This window comes from Alcanivorax sp. IL3 (assembly GCF_047495465.1).
Classification (GTDB): domain Bacteria; phylum Pseudomonadota; class Gammaproteobacteria; order Pseudomonadales; family Alcanivoracaceae; genus Alcanivorax; species Alcanivorax jadensis.
This window is the reverse complement of record NZ_CP179931.1, coordinates 3,465,575-3,480,426: the sequence shown is the minus strand read 5'-3', so window position 1 is coordinate 3,480,426 and position 14,852 is coordinate 3,465,575. Positions and strand designations below refer to the sequence as shown.

Genomic DNA, 14,852 nt, shown 5'->3' with positions numbered 1-14,852 from the left:
TTCAGTGTATCCAGCCATGGCCATATCCGCTAATCACGGTCGAAGCGCCGCTCCCACATTGGATCAGGCGCTTGCGTCGTGAAAGGTGTCGCTATTTCAGAGTTTCCAGCATGGCCGCCATGCGGGTACGCACCACCTCAATGGCTTTGTAGGGACGGATCATCACCTTGAAGTCCAGAATTTTTCCGTCTGCGTCCCACTGGATCATGTCCACCCCGTTGACGGCGATGCCGTCCAGTTCCAGGGCGAACTCCAGCACCGAATGCTCGCCGTCATGCACTTCACGCACGTAACGGAAGCTGTCGTTCAGCAGTACGTGCAGGGCCGCGGTCAGATAGGCGGTGGTCAGTACCTTGCCGGCTTGCGGGGTATGTACCAGCGGAGAGTGGAACACGGCTTCGTCGGCAATCAGATCACTGAGTAATTGCGGATCGCGGGTTTTCACCACTGCGTGCCAGGCATCAATATTCGCCATGGGTTATCTCCTTCAGGCTGCATTCAGTGCGCGGCGGGCCTGCTCGTATTCGTCTGCCAGCCGGGCGATGGCGTCGCCGGCACCCTGGATAGCGTCCACTGCCCCGATGCCCTGGCCGCAGCCCCAGATATCTTTCCAGGCTTTCTTGTCGGAATCGCCGCCGGAACCGAAGTTCATCGCAGACGGGTCGCTTTCCGGCAGGTCGTTGGGGTCCATGCCCGCGTTGATGATGGAGGGTGCCAGGTAGTTACCATGCACTCCGGTGAACAGGTTGCTGTAGACGATATCGTCCGCACGACTGTCCACGATCATCTGCTTGTAGCCCTGGGCCGCATTGGCTTCTTCGGTGGCAATGAACATGGAGCCGATATAAGCCAGGTCGGCACCCATGGCCTGGGCGGCCAGCACGCTGCGACCATTGGCGATGGACCCGGACAGGGCCAGCGGGCCATCAAACCAGGTGCGCAGTTCCTGAATCAGGGCAAAGGGGGACTGGGTGCCGGCATGGCCACCGGCGCCAGCGGCGACCGCGATGAGGCCGTCGGCCCCTTTTTCGACGGCCTTGCGACCGAAGCGATCGTTGATCACATCGTGCATCACCAGGCCGCCCCAACCGTGCACTGCCTGGTTCACTTCCACGCGGGCGCCCAGTGAGGTGATCACCATCGGCACCTTGTACTTCTCACACAGCTCCAGATCTTTCTCCAGGCGGTCGTTGGAGCGATGCACGATCTGGTTGACCGCAAAGGGGGCCGCGGGTTGGTCAGGGTGATCCCGGTCCCAGGCGGCTAGCTCCTCGGTAATGCGGTGCAGCCACTCGTCCAGTTGCGATAAAGGACGGGCATTCAGGGAAGGGAAGGAGCCGATGATGCCGGCCTTGCACTGGGCCAGCACCAGATCCGGGTTGGAAATAATGAACAGGGGTGAGCCCATCACGGGCAGGCGCAGGCGGTCAGCAATGGAAGCGGGCAGGGACATGATGGGTCCTCCAATAATTGATTTACCCTGTAAAATTTACACTGTATAAGTTAAAGGTCAAGTCTTGCCGGCCCAGGCCGCTGAGCGAATCGGTCAATGCTCCAGGGTAGGGGGATTAACGCGCATACCCGCATACAAGGTGCGCATGATTTTCTCGCGCAGGGTGTCACCATCCATGCCGCGCAGGCCGCTGGCCAGCTCCAGCACCACGATGCCGTGCAGGGTGGCCCAGAACATATAGCCGATCAGCTGGGCGTCCCCTTCCAGCAGCCCGGCGTCAATCATTTCGCGCACGTAGGCCACCATGGTTTCCTGGGCACGGAGATTGGCCTGACGCAGCTCCGGGTAACGCTCTTCGTCGGGTTGGGTGAACGAGAAAATCAGCTGATAGGCCGCCGGGTAGGTTTTGGCAAAGGCCACATAGGCATCGCCCACCGCCCGGGCCTTGGCGCGGGCATCCGGGGCCTGCTGCACCGCCTGTTCCAGGTTGGCGGAAAAGCGATGGAAGGCTTCTGCGCGCACGGTGGCAAGGATCTCGTCCTTGTCCTGGAAATAGCGGTAGGGAGTCATCGGGCTGACCCCGAGGGTGCTGGCGATCTGACGCATGGTCACATTCTGCGGCCCCCGCTCGATAAACAGCCGGGTGGCCACATCACAGACCTTGTCGCGGAAAGCGGCAATTTCTTCGTCGGTTTTGGGCTTCTTCGCCAAGCTGGAGCTCCGGTGCCGGGGTTTGGGCTTACAGTGTAAACGAACTGCGCCCTGCAACCGAAACCGGCACACAAATTGAATGGATAACTGAGAACTCCCAATGCCATACAAGGGGCGCTTGTGTCGTTACCTCCGGATTTTATGCAGGCCCGCGTGGATGCGGTAAAGAACCGTCTGGATGTGCCGGTATGTAGTCTCTACCAGGCGGATGAGATCCGGGAAATTCTGGTGATAGTTGCCACCAGTGGCCTCAACCAGAAAGCGCGGGGCGCCATGCTCTCTTTCCAGCAGGGGCTTACTGGCAAGGTGGCCCGCAGCCGAGGGCCGGTGGTGGCCCGTGACATCAAGGCCCACGCTGAATATCACTATGTGACCGGCTCCGATGAGGAGCGCTTTCAGAGTTATTTGGGTATTCCCCTGGAACAAGACGGTCGGCTTTACGGGGTGTTGGTGGTGCAGACGGAAGCGAAGAAGACTTTTTTCCTGAAGGATATCCGCGAGCTGCATAGTGCCGGCAAGGATCTGCTGGAGGCATTGAAACTGGCCGTCCGACAGGCCTCCTGATGACGCCATTGTGATGATCCATGCGCCCTTTCCTTGGGCTGACTGTCCTCTGTGGTTATGATGCGATGGTCTTGGGAGGGGGTGGCTGTGAGTCGAATCTTGATTGTGGACGATGAACCACGCATCGCGGAGCCATTGATGTTTGCGCTGGAGCGCGAACATTTCGCGGTGGACCATGTGCTGCTTGGTCAGGAGGCGCTGGATTGTCTGGTCACTCAGGTCTTTGATCTGGTGGTGCTTGACGTGGGCCTGCCAGACCTGAACGGCTTCGAGGTGCTCAAGCAATTGCGGCAAACCAGCCAGGTACCGGTATTGTTTCTCACCGCCCGTCAGGATGAAGTGGATCGTATCCTCGGCCTGGAACTGGGCGGCGATGATTACGTGATCAAGCCTTTCAGCCCTCGCGAAGTGGTGGCACGTATCCGTGCCATCCTTAAGCGGCTTTCCCCGCGCGCCGATGATAGTTCTACCAGTCTGTGGCAACTGGATGAGGCCGCAGCGAGGATCCTGTTCCGGGGTGCTGCGCTGACGTTGACCCGTTCCGAATTTCGTATTCTTTCCGCCCTGCTGAAACACCCCGGGCAGGTATTCACCCGCGCGCAGTTACTGGATATCTGCGACAGCGATGAAGACAGCTTCGAGCGCAGTGTGGATACCCATATCAAGACCCTGCGCGCGAAATTACGGCCGCTGGACGGCGAGAGTCTTATCGCCACCCGTCGCGGTATCGGCTACTACCTTGAGAGTTAAAAACAGATGAAACTCGGGCAGCGCTTACTGGTGTTCTACTTCCTGATTCTCGGGCTGGTGGGCTGGTTCGTGCTGGATCTGGTGTTCGGCCAGGCCAAGCCGCTGGTGCGCCAGTCCGCCGAAGAAACCCTGGTGGACGCGGCCAACCTGCTGGCGGAAATCGTTGCTGAGGATGCGGATAACGGCGAGATCGTGATTACCCCGTCCCTGCGCCAGGCACTCAATCGTTATGCCGGCCGTACCCCGGATGCGGATATCTGGGGTCTGAAAAAAGATCGCATTCATACCCATATCTATATCACAGGCCCCACCGGTGTGGTGCTGTTCGACTCCAGAGGAAAAGATGAAGGCGAGGATTTTTCCCGCTGGAACGATGTGCACCTGACCCTGCAGGGGCGCTACGGAGCGCGCACCACCCGCACGGACCCTGAGGACCCATCCACCTCGGTGATGTATGTGGCCGCGCCGATCCGCGATGGCGGCAGCCTGGTCGGCGTGATCAGCCTGGGCAAACCGGGCCGGGCCATCGAGCCTTTTGTGCAGCAGGCAGAGCGTCATCTGATACTGTATGGCGGTCTGGCCCTGTTCGGCTGTCTGGTGGTAGGTGTGCTGCTGGCCTGGTGGCTAAGCCGTCGGGTCAATCGCTTGCGCCGTTATGCGGAGGCGGTGGCCAACAACGAACGCCCGGCGCCGCCAGTGTTTCGGGGTAGCGATGAAATCCGTGATCTGGCGCATGCGGTTACCGCCATGCGGCGTCGCCTGGAAGAGCGGGCGCGATTGGAAGATAACGTGAGCCTGCTGACCCATGAAATGAAAAGCCCGCTGGCGGCCATTCGCGGTGCCGGGGAAATTCTCCACGATGAAATCAGCGACCCGTCACTGACGCGTTTCACCGATAACGTGATCCATGAAAGTCAGCGGCTTTGTGATCTACTCGATCGGTTGTTGGCCATGGCCAGGCTGGAAAAACTGGAAAGCCTGCCGGCCCGCAAGCGTCGCGTCAATATCGCCACGCTGGTGGAAGAGTGGCGGCGCAGCCGCTATGCGTTGTTAGCGGACAAACATCTGCACGTCAGTGTCAACGACGGCACTCTGCAAGCGGAAGAGGAAACGCTGACGTTAGCGTTGTTCAACCTGCTGGACAACGCCCTGCGTTTTGCCAATGCGGAAACCACACTCACAGTACACGTTGAAGGCAACGCCCTGACCGTGGAAAACATCGGCCCGGCCATCCCCGACTACGCCCTGGACCGCGTTACCGAACGCTTTTACTCCCTGCCCGCCCCAGGCCACGACAAAAGCTCCGGCCTGGGCCTGGCCATGGTGAACGAAATCGCCAGCCTGCACGGCGGCAGTCTGGCACTGGCCAACACCGACAACGGCGTCCGCTCCACCCTGACCATCCCCCAACAGGAGCACTAACCTCCTCTAGGGGCTTGCTTGCAAGCGAACCACTTTGATCGCAGAGAACACCCGATTCGTCTGCAAGTAGACTCCTACAGGGGATATTCGTAGGAGCGGCGCTTGAGCCGCGAACCGCGCTTGTGCGGAAATCGCCCGCAGGACGATCAGGCGCTTTTATCGCTCGACAGCTCTTCACAGAATAGACGGGCACCTGCTTGGCGCTTCCATTGCATTCTATTTGGCCCCTCAAGAGGGGCTCCTACGGCCAGGTCTGGATTTGATTCTCTTTGTGGCTCGCAGTTTGAAGCTTGTAGCTATCTTCCCCCACACAATCCCCACAAAACCCCCAAGCTGACTTCGCACACTGGCCTCTCCATATGAGGGAGAGGAACCATGCGACCCAACCTGTTATTGAAGATGCTCACCATTGCCGGCCTGCTCCTGGTGCTGGTGATCCCCCTGTTGATGATCCAGGACAAGGTTATCGACCGCAGCCAGGAAGCCTGGCAGGTAAAACAACAAATCGCCCGGCAGGTCAGTGGCGAGCAGCAGATCAGTGGCCCGGTGATTGTGACCCAGCGGGTTCGCAAACAACTGGTGGAGAAGGCGGACTGTCGTCGCGGCGACAGCTGTACCGTGGTGGAAAAACGCACCGTACTGGAAAGCCAGATTCCCGATGTGCTGAATGTGGATGGCCAGCTACAGACGCAGATGCGTTACCGGGGCATCTACGGAACGCCGGTCTATCGCAGCCTGTTACATCTGGAAGCGGTGTTTCCGGCCAATTGGCAGAAAATCAAACAGCCGGAGCAAGTCTTGGCGTCGCGGCCATCGTTGCTGGTGCTGCAGATCAGTGATCTGCGTGGTCTGGTGGAGCGTCCGCAAATTCTGGTTAACGATGTGCCTCTGCCATTGGTGGAAACCGAACAGTTGCCGTCGGGGCTGGGCGCGAACGCGGTGGCAGTGCAATTGCCCGATGAACTGGCCGGTGCCTTTACCGTCAAGGTGCGCCTGAACCTGAACGGTACGGAATCCTTGGCTGCCTTGCCGCTGGCCAAGGAAACCCGCATCGGCTTGCGCGCAGACTGGCCGCATCCCAGCTTCGAAGGGCTGGTATTACCGGTAGAAAGAGAGATCAATGCGGACGGCTTCACCAGCCAGTGGCGCACCAACAGCCTGGCAGCGGCCAGTGCCATTCTCTGTGCCCGGGGTGACGGTGCCTGCGGTGATGCCAGTCAGGCACTCCGGGTAAGACTGGTGCAGCCGGTAACCGGTTTGCTGTCGAGCGAGCGGGCCTTGAAGTACAGCTACCTGATTGTCGGGCTGACGTTTGCTGCCTTTTTCCTGTTCGAAATATTGCGCCGCTACCCGTTACACGCCATGCAGTACCTGTTGGTGGGGCTGGCGCTGGCCATGTTCTATCTGTTGCTGGTGGCGTTAAGCGAGCATATTGATTTTGCCCTGGCCTACCTGGTGGCGGCGCTATCCTGCTGTGCCCTGATCGGCGTCTACCTGATGGCCGTACTGCGATCACCGAAAGCAGGCTGGATCTTTGCCATCAGTTTGCTGCTGGTGCAGGGCCTGATCTACGGCATCCTGATGGCGGAAGACTATGCCCTGTTACTCGGTGCCCTGTTGCTGTTTGCTGCCCTGACCCTGGTTATGGTCGTTACCCGAAACCTTGACTGGTATGCCTTTGCCGTCCCCGGCAAGGCCATGGCGAAAGCAAAAAGCGACCAGGATGATCGGCATGAGCAGTAGCCGCATTGCACGCTTACTGCGTGCCAGCCGACGTTTCCCCGCTCTTCGCCGCGGCTTGCTGGAACGGGCTCTGCGCCTGTCCCAGCAGGCCTTGGCCAGTAATGTTGAGGACAGGGATGCGTTGTTGTGGCTGGGCCTTATCTGGTGGCAGCTGGGCGCACGCAGACGCGGCAGGGAAATGCTGAAAGCACTCAATCACTCTCAAGGTTGTGGTTTGCATAGGCCTGTTGGGCCCTTTTGATAACGAGGAATCCATTAATCAACGCCGATCCAAAGGCAATCTTGTGAATATTGCGGTTTTTTTACAATTGGGTTACTACTTAACGCGGACCAAGGGAGTCCATGAACGGGCTCAGGATGGCCTTGGTTCACTTTTATTAATCAGGGAGAAAGTCATGAATAAGAAAATTTCAGTGTTTGCGATTGCCGCGCTTGCCGGTGCCATCAGCCAGACTGCCATGGCTGAAGCGCCTTCTTTCAATTACGTGCAGTTCGACTATGTTGTATCCGGTGACTCGGAAGTTAGCAGTGGAGGATTGTCGGACTCATTAGACCTTCAGCAGGGTTTTGGGCTGCAAGGCGGTTTTGAAGTGGGTGATTATGTCATGGTCCTGGGGCGACATCTGTCGCTGGACTATGACGATGATCAGGGCGCCGGTCTTACCGGTGTTGAGAATACTGCGCTAAATGACATGACATTTATTGGCGTGGGCGCACATTTTCCGCTTGCCGATGTGGTGGATCTCTATGGCGCAGTAGGCTTTAGTCGCCCCACTCTGACAAGTTTTGCAGGCGAAGGGTTCGGCTTTGAAGTGGGTGCTCGGGCCAACTTTGATATGGTGACAGCATCCCTTTGGTACAATATGGGCGATACCGATACTGATGCTAGCGTGGGGCCGGGTAGTGTTGATATTGATCCGGAATTGCTAGGTCTGGATGTGGCTATTGCATTTGCACCGGATGCGCCTGAACTGGTGCTGGGTTATGTGGATGCGAGTCACGAAGCCGAGGTTGGCAATACCAAGGTTGACGTGGATTACGATCACTTCTCCATTGGTGTAAGGAAATCCTTCTGATCATCCTGACCCGGGATCCGCTTTCGGATCCCGTTTTTCTTCTTGCTCCAGGAAAAATACTTCTATCTTTATCATTCAACGGATAATTTTATTTCACCAGTTTAGTGATCGAGTGTCTTTTTGGTTTTAAAAAAGAGGCCGCGCTCCATCCAGGAACGCGGCCTCTTTGTTTTCAGTGCCAGCAGGGACCATTCCGCGAACTACTAACTCTTAACTGCCTGTCCCGTACGCCTGCAAAAACAAACTCACCACCTGTTCCGCATGGGGCTGAGCTTCGCTGGCAGTCATCGGCGGCTGATAGCCGATCATCACCCGCATGTGCTGGCAGCCCTGCAACAGGGCAAAGAAGTTTTCCGATGCCTGCTTGGGGTCACTGACGTCAAGCTGACCGGAGGCATTGGCGCTGCGGATCAGATTTTCCATGGCGGTGAGGGTGCGTAGCGGGCCCGCCTCGAAAAACAACCGGGACATTTCCGGGTCCTGGGTAGCCTGACTGTTCATCAGCCGTTGCAGCGCCACGACATCCGGGCTGTGGATCAGCTCGAGAAAAGCCAGGCCGATCTTGGTGAGGGTAGTGCGTAGAGGCTGGTTTTCGTCCAGCTCAAAGATCGGCACCGGCAGCATATTCTGGCATTTCGCTTCGATAGCCGCGGAAAATAACGTTTCCTTGTCGCTGAAATGGCTATAAACCGTCAGTTTGGAGACTTGGGCCTCCTTGGCCACCGCATCCATGCTTGTGCCGGCAAACCCCTGGGAAACAAAGAGTTTCTTGGCGGAATTCAGAATGGCAGCACGCTTGGCTGGATCCTTGGGGCGGCCACGGGCGGCAGGGGCTGAGGTGTCTGTCATCTCGGTCATATTTCAATACTGGACGGTTCAGTTTAATAAAATTACTATACCGGACAGTATAGCATACTGGAAAGGTCGCCGTCGGTGGCTTTCGAGGTATACACGGGTTAGCAAGGCTAGAGGGTAGCTGCCATGTTTCGTTCATTGTTGATATCGGGGCTGATTGTCGGAGCCGTGGGGGCTCTCGGCCTGCAGGGTTGCTCCGATGCAGAGTCAGGGAAAACCGAAGCGCCGCGTCCGGCGCTGGTGGTCCAGCCGCTGACCGCCGGGGCCAGTCAGGATGTTTTCCCCGGCGAAGTCCGCGCCCGCTACGAGCCGGAGCTGGGCTTTCGTATTGCCGGCAAGATCAGCCAGCGCAAGGTGGATGTGGGCGATCGCGTCAGCAAGGGCGATGTGCTGGCCACCCTCGATACCGATGATGTGAACCTGCAGCTGGATGCGGCCCGTGCCCGTTTTGCCTCCGCCCAGGCGGACCACAAGCTGGCCCGCACCGAGCTGGATCGCCATCAGGCGCTGCTGGAACGCCAGGTCATCAGCCGCTCCCAGTACGATGCGGTAGAGAGTCGTTTCGATGCAGCCCAGGCTCAGTTGCGCCAGGCCCGCGCCAACCTGAATGTGGCCCGCAACCAGACTGACTACGCCACCTTGCAAGCGCCCCAGGATGGGGTGATCGCCCAGCGCCGGGCGGAAGCCGGCCAGGTGGTCGCTGCCGGGCAGCCAGTGTTTGTGCTGGCGGTCGATGGAGACCGGGAAGTGCGTATCGACCTGCCGGAGCAGGACGTAGGTCGTTTCGTGATCGGCATGCCGGTGGCTATCGAGCTGTGGTCACGCAAGGGCAAGGTGTTCCCCGGCACCCTGCGGGAGCTGTCCCCGTCGGCGGACCCGCGTTCGCGGACCTTTGAAGCCCGGGTGGCCTTCGACAACGATGATGTGGGCGCAGACCTGGGCCAGTCGGCACGGGTGGTGGCAAGTGGTGTTGCCGGTAATGGCGTGCTCACCCTCCCCCTGCCGGCCGTCACTGCGGAAGGGGACCAGCGCTATGTGTGGGTGGTGAATCCCGATGACACCTCGCTGGTGAAAACCCCCGTGGAAACCGGCCCCTATAGCGCGGAAACCGTACCGGTACTGTCCGGCTTGTCGGCGGATGCCTGGGTGGTAGCGGCAGGCACCCATCTGTTGCGTGAAGGGCAAACGGTGATCCCCGTGGATCGCCAGAACCGACAGATCGAGCTGGCGAGTGCTGACTCGGCTGGCCCGGAAACGGATGTCGACGCCGAGACCGAGAGCGAATAGGGGAGTACCACCATGTCATTCAATCTCTCGGAATGGGCGCTGAAGAACCGCGCTCTGGTGCTCTACGCCATGCTTCTTCTCGGCGTCATGGGAGCGATCTCCTATGCCAGCCTGGGGCAGAGCGAAGACCCGCCGTTCACCTTCAAGCTGATGACCATCAATACCCAGTGGCCCGGCGCCAGCGCTGAAGAAGTCTCCCGGCAGATCACTGAGCGTATCGAAAAGAAGTTGATGGAAACCGGTGACTTCGAGCGCATCACGTCCTACTCCCGCCCGGGTGAGTCGCTGGTCATGTTTATGGCTCGTGACGAAATGCGCTCCAAGGAGATCAAGGACCTGTGGTACCAGGTGCGCAAGAAGGTGGGTGATATTCGCCATACCCTGCCCCAGGATGCGCGCGGGCCTTTCTTTAACGACGAATTCGGCACCACCTTCGGCAATATTTACGCCCTCACCGGCCCGGGTTTCGACTACGCCATCATGAAAGACTACGCCGACCGCCTGCAGCTGGCCCTGCAGCGGGTGGACGATGTGGGCAAGGTGGAGCTGGTCGGCCTGCAGGACGAAAAGATCTGGGTGGAAATTTCCAACACCAAGCTGGCGTCCCTGGGCATTCCCCTGGTCACCGTGCAGCAGGCGTTGCAGTCGCAGAATGCGGTGGCCGACGCGGGTTTCTTTGAAACCCCAAGCAGTCGGGTGCGCCTGCGGGTGTCTGGAGAATTCACCAGCGTGGAAGACATTCGTCACTTCCCCATCCAGGTGGACAACCGCACCATCAAACTGGGTGATATTGCCTCCGTTTATCGTGGTTTCAGCGATCCGCCCCAGCCGCGCATGCGATTCATGGGCGAGAATGCCATTGGTATTGCCGTGTCCATGAAAGAAGGCGGCGACATACTCGCCCTCGGCGAAAATCTGGACCAGGCTTTCCGGGAACTACAGCTATCGTTGCCGCTGGGTATGGAGCTTCGCAAGGTCTCCGACCAGCCGGCGGCGGTGGAAGCCGGCGTCGGTGAATTTGTTCAGGTACTGATAGAAGCGTTGGTGATCGTGCTGCTGGTGAGTTTTTTCTCGCTAGGGTGGCGTACCGGCATGGTAGTGGCCCTGTCCATCCCGCTGGTGTTGGCCATGACGTTCGTGTCGATGAAGTATTTCGACATCGGCCTGCACAAGATTTCTCTGGGCGCGTTGGTGTTGGCGCTGGGCCTGATGGTGGATGACGCCATCATCGCCGTGGAAATGATGGCGATTAAAATGGAGCAGGGCTTCAGCCGTATCAAGGCCGCTGGTTTTGCCTGGAAAAGTACCGCCTTTCCCATGCTCACCGGCACCCTGATTACCGCTGCCGGCTTTCTGCCTATTGCCACCGCACAATCCAGCACCGGGGAATACACCCGCTCGATTTTTCAGGTGGTGACCATTGCGCTGCTGGCTTCCTGGATTACGGCGGTGGTATTTGTGCCCTATCTGGGTGAGAAGCTGCTGCCGAACCTGGCAAAACGCGATGCCAGTGGCGACGTGCACGACCCTTATCAGAAACCCTTCTACCAGCGCTTTCGTAACGTGGTGGAGTGGTGCGTGCGCTACCGCAAAACCGTTATCGGTCTGACCGTGGGGATCTTCGTGTTTTCCCTACTGTTGTTCAGCCTGGTGCCCCAGCAATTCTTCCCGTCGTCCAGTCGGCTGGAACTGATGGTAGACATGAAGCTGGAGGAGGGTGCCTCGCTCACCGCCACCCAGGAGCAAGCCTTGCGTCTGGAAGCCATGCTTGCTGAGAACGAGTTGATAGAAAACTACGTGGGTTACATGGGCAGTGGTTCCCCCCGTTATTACCTGTCCCTGGACCAGAAACTGCCGGCGGCTTCGGTGGCCCAGTTCGTTATTCTGACGCGCAATATCGAGGAGCGGGAACAGGTAATGGATTGGTTGGAAGAGATCCTTAACCGGGATTTCCCCATGGTCCGTACCCGTGTGGCGCGGCTGGAAAACGGGCCTCCGGTGGGCTATCCATTGCAGTTCCGGGTCTCCGGGGAGCACATTCCCCAGGTTCGTGAACTGGCCCGGCGGGTGGCAGAACATGTCCGCGATAATCCTCACACCCAGAACGTGCATCTGGATTGGGAAGAACCCAGCAAGGTGGTGCGCCTGAACGTGGACCAGAATCGTGCACGAACGCTGGGCATCACGACTGCAGAGCTCTCCACTGCCCTGCAGGCTTCCCTGTCGGGTGTGGCAGTGAGTCAGTACCGGGAAGATAACGAGCTGATCAATGTGGAAGTGCGCGGCGACAGCCACGAACGCCATGCCCTGGGACTGCTCGGCAACCTGGCGGTACAGACCGACAGCGGCCGCAGCGTACCGCTGAACCAGATTGCCACCCTGGAGTACGGTTTCGAGGAAGGCATTATCTGGCATCGCGACCGTCTCCCGACGGTGACCATTCTCGCCGACGTGAAGGACGATGCCCTGCCGGCCACCCTGGTCAGCCAGATCATGCCGCAACTGGAAGGGGTACGTGCCGATCTGCCACCGGGCTACCTGCTGGAAGTGGGCGGCACCGTGGAGGAATCCGCTCGCGGGCAGAAATCAGTGAATGCCGGTATGCCGTTATTCATCCTTGTGGTGATCACTTTGCTGATGCTGCAACTGCGCAGCATGCCGTTATCGCTAATGGTGTTTATCACCGCACCGCTGGGGTTGATCGGGGTGACCTTCTTCCTGCTGATTTTCCAGAAGCCGTTCGGTTTTGTGGCCATGCTCGGCACCATTGCGTTGGCTGGCATGATCATGCGCAATGCGGTGATTCTGGTGGACCAGATTGGCCAGGACATGGACCAGGGGCTCAGCACCTGGGATGCCATCATCGAATCCACCGTCCGCCGCTTCCGTCCTATCGTGCTGACTGCCCTGACCGCTGTACTGGCCATGATTCCGCTGTCACGCAGCGTTTTCTTCGGCCCCATGGCAGTAGCCATCATGGGTGGGCTGATCGTGGCAACAGCATTGACCCTGCTGTTTCTGCCGGCACTCTATGCCGCCTGGTTCCGCGTCAAGGAAGAGCACGCCCCTGTTACACACAACGAACGCTGATGAAATGCCGGTCATCACCGGCTTCCCCTTGCCCCGGTTCTTCCGGGGCTTTTTTTTGTGGCGCAAATGCCCACGGTTTTTCAAAAGGTAGGGTGCACTGAGCCTAGGGCGAACTGCACCATCAAACGCCCGAACGGTGCAGTTCGCCTTAGGCTCAGTGCACCCTACGCAATCAGTCAGGGTTCACCCCTGTAGGAGCGCCGCTCGCGGCGCGATCACCCAACGGTGGCGAGTCACGAGAAGCGAGTTTCGAAAGTCAAAATCTGCAAGTTGCGAAGTCAGGTTTTCGCTCCTCGCTCCTCATCTCTCGCAACTGGGTTATCACGGTGCAACCTCGATAGTCAGCGCCTCGCTCCGAACCTGATGTGCCGCCCTCACACAACGGAGGGTGAAGGTTCCTGCCCGGTCAAATCGCCATGGCAAGGTTACCGTCGTGCCCGGCTCGCTCAGGCGCGTGTTGGGGTAATCCTTGCGCAGATCGGGCATCAGCTTGTGGATCAGATCCTGATCGCGCAGGGCAGTGTCATCTCCCAGAGCAAACAGGTGCCAATCATCACTGAGGTTTGTCAGGCTTAACCGCACACTGTGTTGATGCGGGATCTCGAGGCGGGCTGGCGTCCAGGAATTGTAAAAACTCGCCGCCAGGATAGGTAAATCCACCGGGTTTCGCAGTGCCGTGCCCGCCGCCATGGGGATCTCGTCTGGCAGAAAGCCATGGGCCCCGCTACCCTGCGATAAAGACAGCGTGCCGGCCAGCAGCAAAAGAATAGGGTATGTCAGTCGGTCAGGCATGGCATCGTGTATGAAATGGAGGGATCTCTGTGAGAACAAGAATACGTGTTTTGCTGATGGCTTGCCTGTGCATGTGGGTGGCGTGCGCCAGTGCCGCACCACTCACTGTGGCAGTGAAGGCCTCGCCGCCATTCAGTTTCCAGAATGGTGATCGCTGGGATGGTGTCAGCGTTGAGCTGTGGGAACAGATCGCCGAGCAGGCCGGCTATGAATACCGCTTCCGCCCCTACAAGACGGTGTCCGACATGCTGGCAGCGGTAGAGCTGGGCCAGGCGGATGTGGCCATTGGCGCGATCAGTGTCACCGCCGACCGGGAGCGGCGGCTGGACTTCACCCAGCCCATGTATCGGGGCGGCCTGGGTATTGCCACGCGCACCGAAGCCAGCGGCTGGATGACCACCCTGCAAGGTCTGTTTTCCTGGAAGTTCTTCTCCGCGGTGCTCGCCCTGGGGTTGGTGTTGCTGCTGGTAGGGCTGCTGGTGTGGCTGTTTGAACGCAAGAAAAACCCGGAACAGTTCGGTGGTTCCGTGGGCCAGGGTATCGGCAGCGGCTTCTGGTGGTCGGCAGTGACCATGACCACCGTGGGCTATGGTGACAAGGCACCGGTCAGTGCCGCCGGGCGCGTTATCGGGCTGGTGTGGATGTTCGTCAGCATCATCACCATTTCCGGTTTCACCGCCGCCATCGCCTCCAGCGTCACCGTCAACCAGTTGCAGACCCGGGTGGCCGGGGCTGGTGATCTGCCCCGGGTGGACACTGCGGTCGTGGAAAACACCAGTGGCGAGCAATGGCTGGTGGGCGAAGGGCTCAACTACCGCCCATACCCGAACCTGGAAAAGGCCATGCGTGCGGTGGTGCTTGGTGAGGTGGACGCGCTCGTGGCAGATGCCCCGGTAATGCGCTACATGTTGCGCGAACGGGAAACCTCCCAGGTGCTGGTGTTGCCCAAGCTGGTACGCGAGGAAAGCTATGCGTTCGCGGTGGCGAATGGCAGCCAGCTGCGTGAACCTATTGATCAGGCCATGCTTGATATCGTGCCTTCTCAGGACTGGCGGCTGGTGCTGAATCGTTATCTTGGTGCAGACCAGTAGTCCTGAGCCCCCGTCACT

Annotated in this window: 14 protein-coding genes; 9 read left to right on the top strand and 5 right to left on the bottom strand. The window is 59.0% G+C overall.

The features are described from left to right. Positions 1–91: 91 nt before the first annotated feature. The 3 genes from ACMG4M_RS16215 to ACMG4M_RS16205 all read right to left on the bottom strand — a co-directional run bounded on the left by ACMG4M_RS16215 (position 92) and on the right by ACMG4M_RS16205 (position 2,164). Entirely contained in the window at positions 92–475 is a 384-nt protein-coding gene (locus tag ACMG4M_RS16215; RefSeq protein ID WP_273010261.1) for a nuclear transport factor 2 family protein, read from the bottom strand. A 12-nt stretch (positions 476–487) separates the two neighbouring features. After that, positions 488–1,453: an NAD(P)H-dependent flavin oxidoreductase gene (locus ACMG4M_RS16210; RefSeq protein ID WP_035250597.1), complete on the bottom strand. Its 966-nt coding sequence runs from the start codon at positions 1,451–1,453 to the stop codon at positions 488–490. Between the two features lie 93 nt (positions 1,454–1,546). Next, entirely contained in the window at positions 1,547–2,164 is a 618-nt protein-coding gene (locus ACMG4M_RS16205; RefSeq protein ID WP_035250594.1) for a TetR/AcrR family transcriptional regulator, read from the bottom strand. Between the two features lie 120 nt (positions 2,165–2,284). Here ACMG4M_RS16205 and ACMG4M_RS16200 point away from each other — a divergent pair, with 120 nt between their 5' ends. The 6 genes from ACMG4M_RS16200 to ACMG4M_RS16175 all read left to right on the top strand — a co-directional run bounded on the left by ACMG4M_RS16200 (position 2,285) and on the right by ACMG4M_RS16175 (position 7,719). Beyond that, positions 2,285–2,728: a GAF domain-containing protein gene (locus ACMG4M_RS16200; RefSeq protein WP_084573540.1), complete on the top strand. Its 444-nt coding sequence runs from the start codon at positions 2,285–2,287 to the stop codon at positions 2,726–2,728. A gap of 87 nt (positions 2,729–2,815) precedes the next feature. Continuing rightward, a complete protein-coding gene (gene creB / locus ACMG4M_RS16195; protein ID WP_156964928.1) occupies positions 2,816–3,478 on the top strand; it encodes a two-component system response regulator CreB in 663 nt (220 codons plus the stop codon). Positions 3,479–3,484: 6 nt separating this feature from the next. Further along, a complete protein-coding gene (gene creC / locus ACMG4M_RS16190; RefSeq protein ID WP_349380409.1) occupies positions 3,485–4,900 on the top strand; it encodes a two-component system sensor histidine kinase CreC in 1,416 nt (471 codons plus the stop codon). Positions 4,901–5,275: 375 nt separating this feature from the next. Then, positions 5,276–6,643: a cell envelope integrity protein CreD gene (gene creD / locus ACMG4M_RS16185; RefSeq protein ID WP_035250584.1), complete on the top strand. Its 1,368-nt coding sequence runs from the start codon at positions 5,276–5,278 to the stop codon at positions 6,641–6,643. After that, entirely contained in the window at positions 6,633–6,884 is a 252-nt protein-coding gene (locus ACMG4M_RS16180) for a hypothetical protein (protein WP_349380410.1), read from the top strand. Before creD ends, ACMG4M_RS16180 begins: the two co-directional genes overlap by 11 nt. A 154-nt stretch (positions 6,885–7,038) precedes the next feature. Beyond that, positions 7,039–7,719 carry an outer membrane beta-barrel protein gene (locus ACMG4M_RS16175; RefSeq protein WP_035250579.1) on the top strand — a complete coding sequence of 227 codons (681 nt, stop codon included), beginning with the start codon at positions 7,039–7,041 and terminating at the stop codon, positions 7,717–7,719. Between the two features lie 210 nt (positions 7,720–7,929). Here the strand turns inward: ACMG4M_RS16175 and ACMG4M_RS16170 are convergent, their stop codons facing one another. Then, positions 7,930–8,577, bottom strand: a complete 648-nt coding sequence (locus ACMG4M_RS16170) for a TetR/AcrR family transcriptional regulator (protein ID WP_035250578.1) — start codon at positions 8,575–8,577, stop codon at positions 7,930–7,932. Positions 8,578–8,700: 123 nt separating this feature from the next. Here ACMG4M_RS16170 and ACMG4M_RS16165 point away from each other — a divergent pair, with 123 nt between their 5' ends. After that, on the top strand, positions 8,701–9,861 hold the full coding sequence (locus tag ACMG4M_RS16165; protein ID WP_035250576.1) for an efflux RND transporter periplasmic adaptor subunit: 1,161 nt from the start codon (positions 8,701–8,703) through the stop codon (positions 9,859–9,861). Between the two features lie 12 nt (positions 9,862–9,873). Beyond that, a complete protein-coding gene (locus tag ACMG4M_RS16160; RefSeq protein ID WP_035250574.1) occupies positions 9,874–12,951 on the top strand; it encodes an efflux RND transporter permease subunit in 3,078 nt (1,025 codons plus the stop codon). Between the two features lie 321 nt (positions 12,952–13,272). Here the strand turns inward: ACMG4M_RS16160 and ACMG4M_RS16155 are convergent, their stop codons facing one another. Continuing rightward, a complete protein-coding gene (locus tag ACMG4M_RS16155; protein ID WP_414430425.1) occupies positions 13,273–13,641 on the bottom strand; it encodes a hypothetical protein in 369 nt (122 codons plus the stop codon). A 131-nt stretch (positions 13,642–13,772) separates the two neighbouring features. Between ACMG4M_RS16155 and ACMG4M_RS16150 the strand changes: the two genes are divergently transcribed. Next, the gene (locus tag ACMG4M_RS16150; RefSeq protein WP_232222155.1) at positions 13,773–14,834 is read left to right on the top strand and encodes a transporter substrate-binding domain-containing protein; all 1,062 of its coding nucleotides are present in this window, start codon (positions 13,773–13,775) and stop codon (positions 14,832–14,834) included. Positions 14,835–14,852 lie beyond the last annotated feature (18 nt).

Bases quoted from the DNA above. Each gene is read 5' to 3' on its own strand.
- ACMG4M_RS16180 (WP_349380410.1), top strand. From the start codon at position 6,633: ATGAGCAGTAGCCGCATTGCACGCTTACTGCGTGCCAGCCGACGTTTC.
- ACMG4M_RS16155 (WP_414430425.1), bottom strand. From the start codon at position 13,641: ATGGCGGCGGGCACGGCACTGCGAAACCCGGTGGATTTACCTATCCTG.
- creD (WP_035250584.1), top strand. From the start codon at position 5,276: ATGCGACCCAACCTGTTATTGAAGATGCTCACCATTGCCGGCCTGCTC.
- ACMG4M_RS16215 (WP_273010261.1), bottom strand. From the start codon at position 475: ATGGCGAATATTGATGCCTGGCACGCAGTGGTGAAAACCCGCGATCCG.
- creC (WP_349380409.1), top strand. From the start codon at position 3,485: ATGAAACTCGGGCAGCGCTTACTGGTGTTCTACTTCCTGATTCTCGGG.
- ACMG4M_RS16175 (WP_035250579.1), top strand. From the start codon at position 7,039: ATGAATAAGAAAATTTCAGTGTTTGCGATTGCCGCGCTTGCCGGTGCC.
- ACMG4M_RS16165 (WP_035250576.1), top strand. From the start codon at position 8,701: ATGTTTCGTTCATTGTTGATATCGGGGCTGATTGTCGGAGCCGTGGGG.
- ACMG4M_RS16170 (WP_035250578.1), bottom strand. From the start codon at position 8,577: ATGACCGAGATGACAGACACCTCAGCCCCTGCCGCCCGTGGCCGCCCC.
- ACMG4M_RS16160 (WP_035250574.1), top strand. From the start codon at position 9,874: ATGTCATTCAATCTCTCGGAATGGGCGCTGAAGAACCGCGCTCTGGTG.
- ACMG4M_RS16210 (WP_035250597.1), bottom strand. From the start codon at position 1,453: ATGTCCCTGCCCGCTTCCATTGCTGACCGCCTGCGCCTGCCCGTGATG.